Genomic DNA, 15,666 nt, shown 5'->3' with positions numbered 1-15,666 from the left:
ACATGTCGGAGCCGGAACTGGTGTGGGACCTGGGGGCGGAACTGGGCGAAGGCCCGGTCTGGGATGCTCCACGCCGCGCCGTCTGGTTCGTCGACATCAAGGGTCGCAAACTCCATCGTTACGGCGTCGATGACGATGCAAAAGCATCCTGGGAAACGCCCGAGCAGACGGGTTTCGCCCTGCCTGCCGAGGACGGCTCGCTGGTCTGCGGCGTGCGGGGCGGCCTGCACCGGTTCGATCCGGAGAGCGGTCAATTCGATCTCATCGTCCGGGTCGAGGAGGACCGTCCCCAAAACCGTCTGAACGACGGCTTCGTGGCCCCGGACGGATCGCTGTGGTTCGGGTCGATGGACGACACCGAGGCGACGGTCTCGGGCGCCCTCTATCGCTTTCACAACGGCAAGGTCGAGCGCCACGACGACGGGTATCGCGTCACCAACGGTCCGGCGATGAGCCCCGACGGGCGCACCCTCTATCACCACGACACGACGACACGACGCATCTTCGCCTTCGACCATAAGGACGGGGTGCTGACCAACAAGCGACTGTTCGCCGAGACCACGGACGGGTTCTCGGACGGGCCCAGCGTCGATGCCGAGGGCGTGCTGCACGTCGGCCTGTTCAATGGCTGGGGCGTCGCGCGTTTTTCGCCGAGCGGCGAGCGAATCGGGACCATCCGGTTTCCGGTCCAGACGGTGACCAAGGCCGCCTTCGGGGGCGACGACCTGCGCGACCTGTATTGCACCACCGCCTGGCTGAACAACGCCGACAAGCGGACAGAGCAGCCGGGTCTGGGTGGTCTGTTCCGCGTCCGGGTCGATACCCCGGGCCTGCCCCAGCATCGGGTGCGGCTGTGATCACGCTGGAGCGGGACGACTGGGCGCTGTCGGTCCGGCCCGAGATAGGGGCTGCGATCACGCGACTGACCTGGCGCGGCCAGGACATCCTTCGGCCCGCGCCGGAGGGTGCAGGAGGGCCGCTCGAGACCGGAAGCTTTCCATTGGTTCCCTATGCCAACCGGATCGATCGCGGCGCGTTCGCTTTCGCGCATCGCGACGTCACCCTGCCGCCAACGCCCGGCTTCGAGCCCCATGCCCTGCACGGTGTCGGCTGGTTGAAGCCGTGGAGCGTGCTGGGAAGGGGCACCGAATTCGTCGACCTGGCCCTTTCGGCAGGGGCGAGCCCGGACTGGCCCTGGGTCTGGACCGCCTCCCACAGCTTTCGCCTCGATGCGGACGGACTGGAGATGACCCTCTCGATCACCAATGCGGATCGGGAGCCGATGCCCGCGGGTCTGGGCCTGCATCCCTATTTCGTCGTTGGACCCGGAACCGTGCTGACCGCACCCGCCCCACGCGTCTGGGCGAACGGCACCGACGGGATTCCCGAAAAACTGATCCCGGCCGCCGGTGTCATGGACTGGTCCGGGGGCGCGACCGTGACGGCGGCTCCGTTCGTGGACAACGCCTATGCCGACTGGTCCGGGCAGGCCAGACTGCGCCACGCCGACCATGCGGTTCACGTGACGGCCTCCGTCAATGCCCGCTGGCTGCAGATCTACGCCCCGCATGACGCCGGTTTCGTCTGCATCGAGCCGGTCACTCATCGCCCGAACGCCCACAATGCCCCCGCCGGGGAGGACACCGGCCTCAAGGTCCTGACGTCGGGCCAGACCCTGTCCATGTCGATGCGGATCGACGCCGCCTCCATCGGAGACCGCTCATGATCGCCCGCCGCTGGATGCCGGCCGTCATCGCCCTGACCGCTACCCTGGCCTCACCCGTCCTGGCCCAGACGGCCGATTGGAACGACCAGATCACCCGACGGGACCCCGACTGGTATGCGACGGCCGAGGCGCGAGCCATCGCCGACAGCGTCGTCGCTCACCAGTCACCGGAAGGCGGCTGGCCCAAGAACACCTCGCTGGCCGTGCCGCCCGACGTCACGCCCGTGGACGAACGTTCGAAGAATACGTTCGACAACGACGGCACCACCCTGCCGATGGCCTTTCTGGCGCGGGTGATTGCGGCCGGAGAGCGCCCGGCCGATCGCGCGGCATTCGACCGGGGTCTGGATTACACCCTAGCGGCCCAGTCTCCGAGCGGCGGCTGGCCCCAGTTCTATCCGCTGCGGCCGGGCTACTACACGCACATCACCTACAATGACGACGCCATGGTGAGGATCATGGTCCTGCTGCGTGAGATCGCGGACGGATCCGGTCCCTATGGGTTCGTCGATGCCGACCGTCGCGCGCGGGCGGGCGCGGCCGTAGCCAGGGGCATCCAGACGATCCTGGCCACCCAGGTCCGCCAGAACGGCGTCCTGACCGTCTGGTGCGCCCAACATGACGAAACCACGCTTGAACCCGCCTGGGCCCGCGCGTTTGAACCGCCGTCCCTGTCGGGCAGCGAGAGCGTCGGCATCACGCGCTTCCTGATGTCGATCCCCGACCCCTCGCCCACCGTCATCGCTGCGGTGGAGGGGGCCGTCGGCTGGTTCAGGGCCAGCGCCATCCACGGTATGCGCCTGCAAACCGTCACCGCCCCCGACGACGAACCGGACCTGCAGGTGGTCGCCGATCCACAGGCTCCGCCGCTCTGGGCGCGGTTCTACGATCTGGAGACGAACCGTCCGATCTTCCTCGGCCGCGACAGCGTTGTGCATTACGAACTCTCGCAGATCGAGCGCGAGCGCCGCATGGGCTACCGCTACTACGGCGACCGGCCGGCCGGCCTGCTGCGAGACGACTATCCGGCGTGGCGACGCCGTGTCGGCCTGTCCTGATCGTATTCTATCCGCAACAGGCCGCGCGCGGGCGGTTGCCCCGATACGCCTTCAGCCGGCGTCCTTCTCTGCCTCGACGCGCCTGTAGCCTGCGTCGATGACGGCGAGCATGGCGGCAGCGGCGGCCGACGCATTCCCGGACTCGATATGGTCCACGATCCGTTCGTGAAGATCGACGGTCTCACGATGCAGGACGGGGCTTCTGGTCGGCGGGCTGAGGGTGAAGGCCTCCAGCAGGGCTGTCTCGATCACGCTGGCCAGGGACCGCATCAGCGGATTTCCGGACGCCGCAGCGATCCGCAGATGCAGGTTCAGATCCGCCTGGGCGAACCCGTGTTCCGACTGCTGCTCGCGTCGCATGGCCTCGACAGCCGCCCGCATTCCGGCCAGGTCCTCCACGCCGCGATGCCGGGCCGCCAGGGCCGCCGCGGCCGGTTCCAGCGCGCGCCGGACCTCCGCCAGATGCCGACGGAACCGGGCGTCCATGCCGTTCGCCACCTGCCAGGCCAGAACTTCGCTGTCGAACAGGTTCCACCGCAGGGGATCGGTGACCTTGGTCCCGACCCGGGTCTTCACGACCAGAAACCCTTTGGCCGAAAGCGTCTTGAGCGCTTCCCGCAGCGCGGTTCTCGACACTCCGAACCGGTTCAACAGATCGGCCTCGCCGGGCAACTTGTCTCCCGGCGCGATGCGGCCGGCCAGGATGTCCTGGCCCAGCGAGCGAACGATCTGATCGTGGCTCGACACCGTCTTGCCCGGACCACGCGCGCTGGTCGACAGGCTGGTGAGAGGAGGGGCGGCCGTCATGGATTCCGCTTTATACGGTCCCCCCGCGTCCGCAAAGCAGACTGCGCCGGGTGAACCCGGCCCAAAAAGCCTGGCGACCGGTCGAGATCATTTATATGATGATATTATTTGAGGGGCCGCCGTTCGATATCGAAAGCGGGGGCGCTCCGGCGGATGCGCACGATGATCTCTCCACCCCGACGACCGCTTCGCTCCCGCGCCTGGTTCGACAATCCCGACAACCCCGACATGACCGCGCTCTATCTCGAGCGTTATCTGAACTACGGCCTGACGCTGGACGAACTGCGCTCGGGCAAGCCGATCATCGGCATCGCCCAGACCGGGTCGGACCTCGCGCCCTGCAACCGCCATCACATCGAGCTCGCCAAACGGGTTCGCGAAGGCATCCGTGAAGCAGGCGGTATCGCCATGGAGTTTCCGGTCCATCCGATCCAGGAAACCGGCAAGCGGCCGACGGCAGGCCTGGACCGCAACCTCGCCTACATGGGTCTGGTCGAGCTGCTGTACGGCTATCCGCTGGATGGCGTGGTCCTGACCATCGGCTGCGACAAGACCACGCCCGCCTGCCTGATGGCCGCCGCGACCGTCGACATTCCCGCCATCGCCCTGTCGGTCGGACCGATGCTGAACGGCTGGCTGAAAGGCGAGCGGATCGGTTCGGGCACCATCATCTGGAAGGCCCGCGAGATGATGGCGGCCGGGGAGCTGGACTATGAAGGTTTCATCGACCTGGTCGCCACTTCGGCCCCCTCGGTCGGTTACTGCAACACCATGGGCACGGCCTCGACCATGAACAGCCTGGCCGAAGCCCTGGGCATGTCCCTGCCCGGCTCGGCCGCCATCCCGGCCCCCTATCGCGAGCGGCCCCAGGTCGCCTATCTGACCGGCAAGCGCATCGTCGAGATGGTGCACGAGGACCTGAAGCCCTCCGACATCCTGACCGCCGACGCCTTCCACAACGCCATCGTGGTCAACTCGGCCATCGGCGGATCGACCAATGCGCCGGTCCATATCACCGCCCTGGCACGGCATTCCGGCATCGATCTGCCGATCAGGGACTGGCAGACCCACGGCCACGCGGTGCCCCTGCTGGTCAATCTGCAACCCGCCGGCAAATACCTGGGTGAGGACTTCCATCAGGCCGGGGGCGTGCCCGCCGTCATCGCCCAGCTGATGAGCAAAGGCCTGATCCGCGAGGAGGCCATGACCGTCAACGGCCGGACGATCGGTGACAACTGCAGGGGTGCCGATATCCTGCTGCCCGACGTCATCCGCACGATGGACGACCCGCTGGTCGAGGACGCCGGCTTCCTGGTCCTGACCGGCAACCTGTTCGACAGCGCCATCATGAAGACCAGCGTCATCGCCGCCGAGTTCCGCGAGCGCTACCTGTCCAACCCCGCCGACCCGAACGCCTTTGAGGGCCCCGCCGTCGTCTTCGATGGACCCGAGGATTACCACCACCGCATCGACGATCCGGCGACCGGCATCACAGAGCGCAGCGTCCTGTTCATGCGCGGGGCCGGGCCGATCGGCTATCCGGGGGCGGCCGAGGTGGTGAACATGCGCCCGCCCGCGCACCTGATCCGGGAAGGCATCCACGCCCTGGCCTGTATCGGCGACGGACGGCAGTCCGGCACGTCAGGCTCGCCGTCGATCCTCAACGCATCTCCGGAGGCGGCGGCGGGTGGGAATCTGGCGCTCCTGCGGACCGGCGATCCCGTTCGGGTCGATCTGAACACCTGCCGTGTCGATGTCCTGATCCCTGACACAGAACTGGCGGAGCGACGCATGGCGCTCGAGGCGGCGGGCGGCTTCCAGGTGCCCCCCTCCCAGACTCCCTGGCAGGAAATGCAGCGCGCCACGGTCGGGCAGTTGAGCACCGGAGCCGTGCTGGAGCCCGCACTCAAATACCACCGCATCATCGACCGCTTCGGCAATCCCCGCGACAACCACTGATCGACCGTTCGCGAGCCGTCCACCCCAACGACATCGCCCGTTCCATATGCCGCTTGACTCTCCCGGCCCGTCGGGTGGCATATAGAACAAATGAGGAACATAGAAGACAAGGAACGACGACTGGTCGCCCTCAGGGCGGGGCTGGCCAGGCTTGACCGGTCGCGGCCCGGCCGTGCCCGCGCGGGTCTTTCATCGGGCGATCAGGGCCTGCTGGACAGGCTGGATCCTCGCGCCGTTCACGACCTTTATGCCGGTACACCCGCCGATGCCGTGGCGCTGAACGCCTTCGGGCTGGGGCTGGCCGTCAGGGCGGCGGGCGGGCGACCGATCGTCTGGGCCATCCACCGTCTGGTGGAGACCGAGACCGGCACACCGCATGGACCGGGCCTGCATGAAATGGGGGTTCGGCCAAAGGATGTGCTTCTGGTCCGCGCCAGCGACATCCAGACCCTGCTGGCCGTGGGCGAGGAGGCCTTGCGCAGCCCGGCGGTCGGCGCGGTGCTGCTGAGCGCCTGGGGCGAGGCCAGGGCCATGACCCTGACCGCCAGCCGGCGTCTGTCGCTGGCCGCGCAGGCGGGAACCGCGACCCTGTTCCTGGCGCGGGCCGGCGCGGTCCCGGCCCCCAGCGCGGCCCTGACCCGGTGGTCCGTGGGCGCGGCCCCCTCCACCCCCCTCGAAGCCGGAGCGCCGGGCCGACCGTCTTTTTCCGCGACCCTGCTGCGTCACCGCGGTGGGGTCGAACCCCGCACGTGGATCATGGAGTGGGACCGTGAACGCCGGGCCTTCCTCGAACGGTCGCCGGTATCTGGCGCTGTGGTTCCCCTGGCTGCCGAGCGAACGCCTGCAACGTGGGGAACAGGCGAAAGCCGCGTCGCCTGATGCCGCTGATCCCCGACCGGTCGTCATGGTCGAGAAGGTCAAGGGTGCGCTGCGGCTGGCGGCGATCGATCCGGCCGCGTCCCGGCTGGGCCTGTCCCCCGGCATGACCCTGGCCGATGCGCGGGCACGGACACCCGAGCTGCGTACCGTCGCCGACGACCCGGATGCCGATGCCACCTTGCTGCGGCGAGTACTGAAGGATTTCGGGCGGTTCACCCCCCTGATCGCCCTGGACCCGCCCCACGGCCTGATGCTGGACGTGACCGGCTGCGCCCATCTGTTCGGCGACGAGGCCGGATTGATCCGCTCGGTCCGGCGGCGCGCCACAGGGGTCGGACTGAGCCTGCGCTGGGCCATGGCTGATACACCCCAGTCGGCCCGGGCCCTGGCGCGGTTCGGCCCCGGCGGCCTGTTCGCCGGACAGGACGCCCGCGCCGCCGTCCGTCGCCTGTCGGTCGCCGCGCTGGAACTGGCCGGGCCCGACGAACGCGCCCTGCGCCGCGCGGGACTGAAACGGCTGTCCGATCTGGACGACCGCCCCCGTGCCCCGATGGCCGCCCGGTTCGGGACCGACTTTCCCGCCCGTCTGGCGAGGGTGCTGGGCGACGAGGATGTGCGCATAACACCGCATCGCCCGGTCCCCGCCTGCGTCGTCGATCGCATCCTGGTCGAGCCCATCGTGACCCAGGACGATGTGGAGCGGGTGTTCCAGGACCTGGTGGCCGACGCCGTCGACCAGCTGGACCAGAGGGGCCAGGGCGGTCGCGCCTTCGAGGTCTTCTTCTATCGCCTGGATGGCCACGTCCGCCGCATCTCGATCCGAACCGGTCAGCCGAGCCGCGATCCCGCAGCCCTGCAGCGCCTGTTCAGGGAGCGTCTGGGGGCGCTGACCCATCCGCTGGATCCGGGTTTCGGCTTCGACCAGATTCGTCTGGCGGTGCCCTGGACCGAACCCGTCGCCCCGACACAGGACAGCATGGAGGGCGAGCGGCCCGGCACCGAGCAGGTCGGACACCTGATCGACCGGCTGGCGGCGCGGCTGGGCCCCGGGTCCGTGCTGTGCTTCCAGCCCTTCGGCTCGCACATGCCCGAACGGGCGTCACGCCTGCTCCCCTCCGGGATGGCCGGGCCCGAAGCCGAATGGCCCGAGCCCGACCCCGAGGATCCGCCGCTGCGCCCCTTTCAGATGTTCGACCCGCCCCAGCCGGTCGAGACCCTGGCCGAGGTGCCCGACGGCTCGCCCCTGCGTTTTCGCTGGCGGCGGGTGCTGCACCAGGTCGTCCGGTCAGAGGGCCCCGAGCGCATCGCCGGCGAATGGTGGCGCGCCCCCGACCAGCGCACCCGCGACTACTACCGGGTCGAGGACACCGAGGGCCGTCGCTTCTGGCTGTTCCGCCAGGGTCTGTACGGCCAGACACCGGAACCCCGCTGGTTCATCCACGGCCTGTTCGCATGAGCCGTCTCGATCCCCCCGGCGACTATGCCGAACTGGCATCCGCCAGCAATTTCTCGTTCCTGAGAGGGGCATCCCATCCCAAGGAGCTGGTGGCGACAGCGATCCTGCGTGGCCATTCCGGCCTGGGTCTGGCGGATCGCAACACCGTGGCCGGGGTCGTCCGGGCCTGGAGCGCCCTGAAAGCCCTGCGGGAGGACGGACTGTCGCCGCCCGACGTGATGCGCGAGGGATCGGGGCCCGGCGAGGTCACCTATGTCGAGGACCCCGCCAACGACCCGGCCCTGTCGGAGGAGGTCAGGCGACGCGCCGCCCGCTTCAGGCTGGCGACCGGCGCGCGCCTGGTCTTCAACGACGGGACGCCCGACATCGTCGCCTATCCCGGGACCCGCGCCGGATGGGGACGGCTGACCCGCCTGCTGACCCTTGGCAATCGTAGGGCCCTCAAGGGGCAGTGCGAGATCGGCCTGCGGGACCTGCTGGCCGCCCCCGAAGACCTGCTGCTGATCGTCATGCCGGACCGGCGGCCGGACCGGCTGGCGGCCGTTCTGGATCAGGTCGGGGCGGCCGCCCCCGGATCGACCTGGCTGGGGGCCGTCATGGGGCGCGGCGGCGACGACCGCCGTCGTCTGGCTCGCCTGAAGGCCCTGGCCGAAAGGGCCAGCCTTCCCCTGCTGGCCGTCAACGACGTGCTGTATCACGACGCGGAACAGCGCGACCTGCAGGACGTCGTCACCTGCATCCGCGAAGGCGTGACCATCGAGACGGCCGGGCGTCTGCTGAACGCCAATGCCGAGCGGCACCTGAAATCCCCGGAGGAAATGGCACGCCTGTTTCGTGATGCGCCCGAGGCCGTGGCCCAGACCCAGGCGTTTCTGGCGCGCGTCGGGTTCGACCTTGAACAGCTGCGCTATCAGTACCCTGAGGAACCCGTCCCCCCGGGCTGGGAGGCCCAGGCCTGGCTGGAGGACCTGACCTGGAAACATGCGGACCGTCGCTATCCCGACGGGGTGCCCGGGAAGGTCCGCGACCTGCTGGTCAAGGAACTGGCCTTCATCAGGAAGGCCGCCTTCGCCCCCTATTTCCTGACCATCTACGACATCGTACGGGTGGCGCGCGACAAGGGCATCCTGTGCCAGGGCCGTGGTTCGGCGGCCAACTCGGCGGTCTGTTACGTGCTGGGCATCACCTCTGTGAACCCGATGGAATCCGACCTTCTGTTCGAGCGCTTTCTGTCAGAGGATCGGGGCGAGCCGCCCGACATCGATGTGGATTTCGAGCACGAGCGGCGCGAGGAAATCATCCAGCACATCTACGACCGCTATGGCCGTCACCGCGCGGGTATCGCCGGCACCGTCATCCGCTATCGGCCCAAGAGCGCCATCCGCGAGGTCGGAAAGGTCCTGGGCCTGACCGAGGACGTGACCGCCCGCCTGGCCGGCAGCCAGTGGGGCAGCTGGGGGTCGGAAATGAGCGAACGCCACGTCGAACAGGCGGGGCTGGACGCCACCAACCCCATGATCCGGCGCGCGGTCGCCATGGCCATGCGGCTGCTGAACCACCCGCGCCACCTGTCCCAGCACGTCGGCGGCTTCATCCTGACCCAGGACCGGCTGGACGAGATGGTGCCGATCGGCAACGCGGCCATGCCCGACCGCACCTTCATCGAATGGGACAAGGACGACATCGACGAGCTTCGCCTGATGAAGGTCGATGTACTGGCGTTGGGCATGCTGACCTGCATCCGGAAGGCCTTCGACCTGATGCGCGAACACAGCGGGGTGGATCACGACCTGGCATCGGTCCCGCAGGACGATCCGGCGGTCTACGACATGCTCTGCCGGGGCGATTCCATCGGTGTTTTTCAGGTGGAGAGCCGGGCCCAGATCAACATGCTGCCCCGTCTGAAGCCGCGCAGGCTCTATGATCTGGTCATCCAGGTCGCCATCGTCCGGCCCGGCCCGATCCAGGGCGACATGGTCCACCCCTATCTGCGGCGTCGCAACGGGCTGGAAGAGCCGGACTATTCCCGGCCGGGGCCTGACTATCCTGCGAACGAGCTGAAGGTCGTGCTGGAAAAGACCCTGGGCGTGCCGCTGTTCCAGGAACAGGCGATGAAGGTCGCCATGGTCGCGGCCGAGTTCACCGACAAGGAGGCCAACGGCCTGCGCAAGGCCATGGGCACCTTCCGGGGCGACGGCACCCTGCACACCTATGAACACCGGATGGTCGGCCGCATGATCGAGCGAGGTTATGACCCCGCCTTCGCCCGGCGCTGCTTCGATCAGATCAAGGGGTTCGGATCCTATGGATTTCCCGAAAGCCACGCCGCGTCCTTCGCCCTGCTGGTCTACATCTCGTCCTGGATCAAGCATCACCACCCGGCTGCCTTCGCCTGCGCCCTGCTGAACAGCCAGCCGATGGGCTTCTATGCCCCTGCCCAGATCGTGCGTGACGCGCAGGAACACGGCGTCGAGACGCGGCCGATCGACGTCTCGCACAGCCTTTGGGACAACAGCCTGGAAGGACCGGCCGGTCGTCTGGCCCTGCGGCTGGGACTTCGCCAGATCGACGGCTTTCGCGAGGACTGGGCGACGGCCCTGGTCGCGGCGCGTGATCCGGCCATTACCGATCTGGAGACCCTGGCGCGGCGCGGGGGCCTGCCGGGTGCCGCGATCCGCAAGCTGGCCGACGCCGACGCCTTCCGCTCCATGGGCCTGGACCGGCGCGAGGCGCTGTGGGCGGCACGGAGACTGCCCGACGACGACGCCCTGCCCCTGTTCGCAGCGGCCGAGGCGCGCGAGCGCGGGGCCCGCGAGCTGGGGGTAGAGCCTGACGCGCAGCTGCCGTCGATGCGACTGGGCGAGCATGTCGCGGCCGACTACCAGACCTTCCGCCTGTCGCTGAAGGCCCACCCCATGGCCATCCTGCGTCCCGTCTTCGCGGCCGGGCGGGTGGTGACCTGTGCCGACACCCTGGCCCGGCGCGGCGGATCGACGGTGCGGGTCGCGGGCGTCGTTCTGGTGCGCCAGCGCCCCGGCAAGGGCAACGCCATCTTCGTCACCCTGGAGGACGAGACCGGCATCGCCAACGTCGTCCTGTGGGCCCGGATGTTCGAACAGTTCCGCCGCGAGGTCATGGGGGCCCGCCTGATGGAGGTCGAGGGTGTGCTAGAGAAAAGCCCGGAGGGTGTGGTCCACGTCGTGGCGCGGCGTGTCATCGACCGGTCCGCCGAACTGGCCCGCCTGTCCGAAGATCATGAGGTGGACATCCAGCTGTCGCGCGCCGACGAGATCGTCCGCCCCCAGCCCCCGCGCCACCCGACCGGCCGTCACCCTCGCGATGTCCGCGTCCTGCCCAACTCCAGGGACTTTCATTGAGCAGTCGCCCTCAAGCGCGCGACTCGATATCCTGACGCATGATCTTGACTGAGCTCACGTCCCTCGCCGCCCTTCGCCTGAATCGGGACGACGACGTCGCCGTCTGCGTCCGCGCGCTGGAGGCCGGCGAGACCTTACTGGACAGCGTCGTCGTCAACGAGACGATCCCGGCCGGACACAAGGTGGCCCTGCGCGACATGGTGCCCGGAACGCCCGTCCGGAAATATGGTCAGGTCATCGGCGCGACGACGGCGGCCGTGCGGACCGGAGACTGGGTTCATGTCCACAATCTCGGCATGGGCGAGGTCACGATGCGCGTCAGAGCCCATGAAGCGAGTCCCGCGACTGTCACGGCCCCGGCGCATCGCACCTTCGAGGGATATCTCCGCCCCGACGGTCGGGTCGGCACCCGCAACTATCTGGCCGTCGTCACCTCGGTGAACTGTTCAGCCATGGTGGCCCGCAGGATCGCGCGCGAGGTCGAGTCGCGGCTGGGCGACGGCTTTGCCAACATCGACGGCGTCGTGGCCGTGACCCATGGCTCCGGCTGCGCGATGGAGTCCTCGGGCGAGGCGATGGACGTCCTGCGCCGCACCCTGGCGGGCTATGCGCAACATCCGAACGTCGCGGGCGTGCTGATGCTGGGTCTGGGGTGCGAGACCAACCAGCTGTCCGGCCTGACCGAGGCCGAAGGCCTGGCATCCGGCGACACCCTGTCCACCATGACCATCCAGGGCGAGGGCGGTACATCCGCCACCATCGCGGCCGGGATCGAGCGCATGATGGCCATGGCGGAGGCGGCCGATACCCTGACCCGGATGCCTCAACCGCTGTCCGGCCTGGTCGTCGGCCTGCAATGCGGAGGCTCGGACGGCTATTCCGGCGTGACGGCCAATCCGGCCCTGGGTCACGCCGTAGACCTGCTGGTCGCACAGGGCGGCACCGCGATCCTGAGCGAGACACCCGAGATTTATGGCGCGGAACATCTGCTGACGCGCCGCGCGGCCGATCCCTCCGTGACCGAGCGGTTGATGGGGCGCATCGGCTGGTGGGAGCGTCATGTCGCCGCGACCGGCGGGTCCATGGACAACAATCCCTCGGCCGGGAACAAGGCTGGCGGGCTGACGACCATTCTGGAGAAGTCTCTGGGAGCGGTGGCCAAGGCGGGGTCGTCGCCGTTGAACGCCGTCTACAACTATGCCGAGGCGGTGACCGCGCCCGGCCTCGTCTTCATGGACACGCCCGGATACGACCCCGTCTCGGCCACAGGCCAGATCGCGGGCGGGGCCAATCTGATCTGTTTCACGACCGGCCGGGGATCGGTCTTCGGCGCCAAACCCGCACCCAGCCTGAAGCTGGCGACCAATACGGCCATGTACCGGCGGATGGCCGACGACATGGATCTGGACTGCGGAGAGATCCTGTCGGCCGGGGTTTCGATCCCGGAAATGGGCGAGCGCATTCTGGATTTGATGATCCGCACGGCCTCGGGCGAGCCGTCCCGGAGCGAGGCCCTTGGCTTCGGCGAGGACGAAATTCAGCCGTGGCGGCTCGGCGCGGTCATGTGACGGTGAAATTGCGGCTTGCCCCGTCCCGCTCCCCGCTCCTAGTCTGGGATCGTTCCGGGTCGCCCGGATGACGGGAGTGGCATGATCTTGAACCCGCTTTTCGCGCTTGTGCTGGCGGGCCTGCTCGAAGTCCCCCAGGCCGCGCAAACGCCGCCGATCTTCCATCCCGGCGCACCGGGCGCTGCGTCACGGACGATCACGGCAACGCAGGCGGTGGAACTGAGCCGGACCAGCTTCACCACGGGCGACGTCGAGTTCCTGCAGCATATGCTGGTCCACCACGCCCAGGCGGTGGAGATGGTCGAGCTGCTACAGGCACACGGGTCCAGCCCGCAAATCAAGCTGCTGGGCCAGCGCATCGCCCTGAGCCAGCAGGCCGAGATGGAGCTGATGCGTAACTGGCTGACCGATCGTGGGCAGCCGCTGGTTATGGCCGATATGCACGCCGGACACATGGCAGGCATGAACCACGCCATGCCGATGGCGGCCGCGGGCGATACGGCTCTGATGCCCGGCATGCTGACGCCCCATCAGATGCAGGCCCTGGCCGCCGCCCGGGGCCAGGCTTTCGACCGCCTGTTTCTTCAGGGCATGATCCAGCATCATCAGGGCGCGCTCGACATGGTCGATACCTTGATGGCCCAACCCGATGCCGCGCAGGATCCCATGCTGTCGGACTTCTCCAACTCGGTCGTCGCGGACCAGTCCGCCGAAATTCTGCGCATGCAGTCCATTCTGTCTGAACTCTGAACCCCGATACCCGAAGGAAACGGCCATGACCCTGCGTAGACCCCTGCTTTCCTCCGTTGCCGCCCTGGCCCTGTTCGTGACCGCGGCACCGGCCCTGGCCCAGATCCAGACCCTGGTGCCCGATGCCCGCACGACGCTGTCGCCCGGTCTGCGCGATGCCGGCGAAGCGGCCTCGGGCCTTGCGCTGGAACACTCGGTGGCGCCGCCGCCCGGCTTCTTCGATCCGGACGCCCTGTTCGCCCCGACTCCGCGTCCGGCCCCCGGATCGCCGCCTCCGGGCCCGCCTGCCCCGGATGCGCCCAAGCCGCGCTTCAGCCCCCTGGCCCTGGCCAACACCGACATGGCGATGTCCAATGGTCGGCTATTCGTCGGCAACTTCCACGGTTTCAACGCCTATGACGTAACCGGCGAAGGCGATCCCAAACTGATCCTGTCGGTTGTCTGCCCCGGTGGTCAGGGCGATCTGTCGATCCACGGCAATCTGCTGTTCATGTCGGTCGAGCAGAACCGCGCCCGTCTGGACTGCGGCACCTCGGACGCCGAGGGCAACGTCAATGCCGAGCGCTTCCGCGGCATCCGCATCTTCGACATCAGCGACATCTCCAACCCGCGCCAGATCGCGGCGGTCCAGACCTGCCGGGGTTCGCACACCCATACCCTGGTGCCGGATCCTGCGGACAGGAACGTGCTCTATATCTACAACTCGGGCACCGCAGACGTGCGGCCGACGGCAGAGCTGTCGTCCTGCAGCGGCGGGGCGCCCGGCACCAACCCTGACACGGCCCTGTTTTCCATCGATGTCATCAAGGTGCCGCTGGACCGTCCGGAAGACGCTGCGATCGTGAACCGGCCCCGAATCTTCGCCGACCGCACCACCGGAGCGATCGCTGGCCTGTGGGGCGGCGGCGCGTCCGGGGTGGCCAGCCAGCGGACGGCCCAGACCGACCAGTGCCACGACATCACCGTCTATCCGGCCATCAACCGCGCGGCCGGGGCCTGCAGCGGCAACGGCCTCCTGCTGGACATCTCCGATCCCGAGAACCCGACGCGCATCTCCGAGATGTTCGATCCGGACATGGCCTACTGGCACTCGGCGACCTTCAGCAACGCCGGCGACAAGGTCATCTTCACCGACGAGTGGGGCGGTGGCATCGGCGCGCGTTGCACGGCGGACTCGCCCGCCAACTGGGGTGCCAACCTGGTCGCCACCATCGAAGACGATAAGCTGAAAGGTCAGACCTTCCACAAGCTGCCCGCCCCGCAGGGCGCGACCGAGAACTGCGTCGCCCACAACGGCTCTCTGATTCCGGTACCCGGCCGCGACCTGATGGTCCAGGCCTGGTACCAGGGGGGTATCTCCATCATGGACTTCTCCGATCCGTCGAAGCCCATCGAAATCGCCTTTTTCGACCGGGGTCCGATCGAGGCCGAGCGACTGGTGGTCGGCGGTGAATGGTCAGCCTACTGGATGAACGGCCGAATCTACGCCAGCGAGATCGCGCGCGGTCTGGACGTGCTGAAACTGGTCCCCGGCGAATATCTGTCCGCCGCCGAGATTGCAGCGGCCGAGGCCGTCAGCGACGACGTCATCAACCCGCAGACCCAGGAAAGGGTCGAGTGGGCCGACAGTCCCGACGTCGCCACCGCCTATCTCGACCAGATCGCGCGTGTTCCGGTCGCGGCACCCGTGACCATCGACAGTTCGATCAAGGACCTGCTGGCCAACCCGCAGGGACGGGCAATCGTGGACAAGCACATTCCGCCCCTGTCGTCGGCTCCGTTCCTGCCTCAGATCGAGGCGATGACACTGGCTCAGATCGCACCGCTCTCCGACGGCCGCATCACACCTCAGATCATGGCATCGATCGAGGCCGACCTTAGCGCTGCATCGGCGAACGACACGGCGGCCCTTCTCGTTCAGGCCAGGGCGGCGGTGGATCAGTGGCGTGCCGGTGCGCGTGCGAACCGCCAGGCTGCTACGGCCCTGGCCACGGGGCTTACGGCAGCGGCGGAGACGGAAACGGGTGCCAGCAAGGCGCGGATGCTGGCGCTGGCCGCCATCTTCCAGCGGCGCGCGGGCTGAGCC

General features: G+C 68.2%; 11 protein-coding genes. 10 read left to right on the top strand and 1 reads right to left on the bottom strand.

The window, feature by feature from the left end:
- Positions 1-2 precede the first annotated feature (2 nt).
- Genes HZ989_RS05160 through pelA form a run of 3 tightly spaced genes read left to right on the top strand, consistent with a single transcriptional unit; the run spans position 3 to position 2,784 of the window.
- On the top strand, positions 3-857 hold the full coding sequence (locus tag HZ989_RS05160) for an SMP-30/gluconolactonase/LRE family protein (RefSeq protein ID WP_209322561.1): 855 nt from the start codon (positions 3-5) through the stop codon (positions 855-857).
- Positions 854-1,726 carry an aldose 1-epimerase gene (locus tag HZ989_RS05155; RefSeq protein ID WP_209322560.1) on the top strand — a complete coding sequence of 291 codons (873 nt, stop codon included), beginning with the start codon at positions 854-856 and terminating at the stop codon, positions 1,724-1,726. Before HZ989_RS05160 ends, HZ989_RS05155 begins: the two co-directional genes overlap by 4 nt.
- A complete protein-coding gene (gene pelA / locus HZ989_RS05150; protein WP_209322559.1) occupies positions 1,723-2,784 on the top strand; it encodes a pectate lyase in 1,062 nt (353 codons plus the stop codon). The genes HZ989_RS05155 and pelA overlap by 4 nt, the downstream gene beginning before the upstream one ends.
- Before the next feature lie 51 nt (positions 2,785-2,835).
- On the opposite strand, the gene HZ989_RS05145 is transcribed toward pelA, so the two are convergent.
- Positions 2,836-3,591 (bottom strand): FadR/GntR family transcriptional regulator, encoded by a 756-nt coding sequence (locus tag HZ989_RS05145; protein ID WP_209322558.1) that lies wholly within the window; start codon positions 3,589-3,591, stop codon positions 2,836-2,838.
- 162 nt (positions 3,592-3,753) lie between these two features.
- Between HZ989_RS05145 and HZ989_RS05140 the strand changes: the two genes are divergently transcribed.
- From HZ989_RS05140 to HZ989_RS05110, 7 genes are all read left to right on the top strand, one after another.
- Entirely contained in the window at positions 3,754-5,550 is a 1,797-nt protein-coding gene (locus HZ989_RS05140) for an IlvD/Edd family dehydratase (protein ID WP_371812981.1), read from the top strand.
- A 90-nt stretch (positions 5,551-5,640) separates the two neighbouring features.
- A complete protein-coding gene (locus tag HZ989_RS05135; RefSeq protein WP_209322556.1) occupies positions 5,641-6,429 on the top strand; it encodes an ImuA family protein in 789 nt (262 codons plus the stop codon).
- On the top strand, positions 6,320-7,885 hold the full coding sequence (locus HZ989_RS05130) for a DNA polymerase Y family protein (RefSeq protein WP_245162462.1): 1,566 nt from the start codon (positions 6,320-6,322) through the stop codon (positions 7,883-7,885). The genes HZ989_RS05135 and HZ989_RS05130 overlap by 110 nt, the downstream gene beginning before the upstream one ends.
- Positions 7,882-11,262 carry an error-prone DNA polymerase gene (locus HZ989_RS05125; RefSeq protein WP_209322555.1) on the top strand — a complete coding sequence of 1,127 codons (3,381 nt, stop codon included), beginning with the start codon at positions 7,882-7,884 and terminating at the stop codon, positions 11,260-11,262. The genes HZ989_RS05130 and HZ989_RS05125 overlap by 4 nt, the downstream gene beginning before the upstream one ends.
- Before the next feature lie 44 nt (positions 11,263-11,306).
- A complete protein-coding gene (locus HZ989_RS05120) occupies positions 11,307-12,830 on the top strand; it encodes a UxaA family hydrolase (RefSeq protein WP_245162461.1) in 1,524 nt (507 codons plus the stop codon).
- 87 nt (positions 12,831-12,917) lie between these two features.
- Complete coding sequence (locus tag HZ989_RS05115; protein ID WP_209322553.1) at positions 12,918-13,580, top strand: DUF305 domain-containing protein; 663 nt, start codon at positions 12,918-12,920, stop codon at positions 13,578-13,580.
- A 25-nt stretch (positions 13,581-13,605) separates the two neighbouring features.
- Positions 13,606-15,663, top strand: coding sequence for an LVIVD repeat-containing protein (locus HZ989_RS05110; RefSeq protein WP_209322552.1), 2,058 nt, complete (start codon positions 13,606-13,608; stop codon positions 15,661-15,663).
- Positions 15,664-15,666 lie beyond the last annotated feature (3 nt).

Origin of the sequence: Brevundimonas sp. AJA228-03, assembly GCF_017795885.1 — a bacterium.
GTDB lineage: Bacteria > Pseudomonadota > Alphaproteobacteria > Caulobacterales > Caulobacteraceae > Brevundimonas.
The sequence above is the reverse complement of the archived record's forward strand: the minus strand, read 5'-3'. Positions and strand labels throughout refer to the sequence as shown.

Bases quoted from the DNA above. Each gene is read 5' to 3' on its own strand.
- HZ989_RS05160 (WP_209322561.1), top strand. From the start codon at position 3: ATGTCGGAGCCGGAACTGGTGTGGGACCTGGGGGCGGAACTGGGCGAA.
- pelA (WP_209322559.1), top strand. From the start codon at position 1,723: ATGATCGCCCGCCGCTGGATGCCGGCCGTCATCGCCCTGACCGCTACC.
- HZ989_RS05145 (WP_209322558.1), bottom strand. From the start codon at position 3,591: ATGACGGCCGCCCCTCCTCTCACCAGCCTGTCGACCAGCGCGCGTGGT.
- HZ989_RS05140 (WP_371812981.1), top strand. From the start codon at position 3,754: ATGATCTCTCCACCCCGACGACCGCTTCGCTCCCGCGCCTGGTTCGAC.
- HZ989_RS05135 (WP_209322556.1), top strand. From the start codon at position 5,641: ATGAGGAACATAGAAGACAAGGAACGACGACTGGTCGCCCTCAGGGCG.
- HZ989_RS05125 (WP_209322555.1), top strand. From the start codon at position 7,882: ATGAGCCGTCTCGATCCCCCCGGCGACTATGCCGAACTGGCATCCGCC.
- HZ989_RS05110 (WP_209322552.1), top strand. From the start codon at position 13,606: ATGACCCTGCGTAGACCCCTGCTTTCCTCCGTTGCCGCCCTGGCCCTG.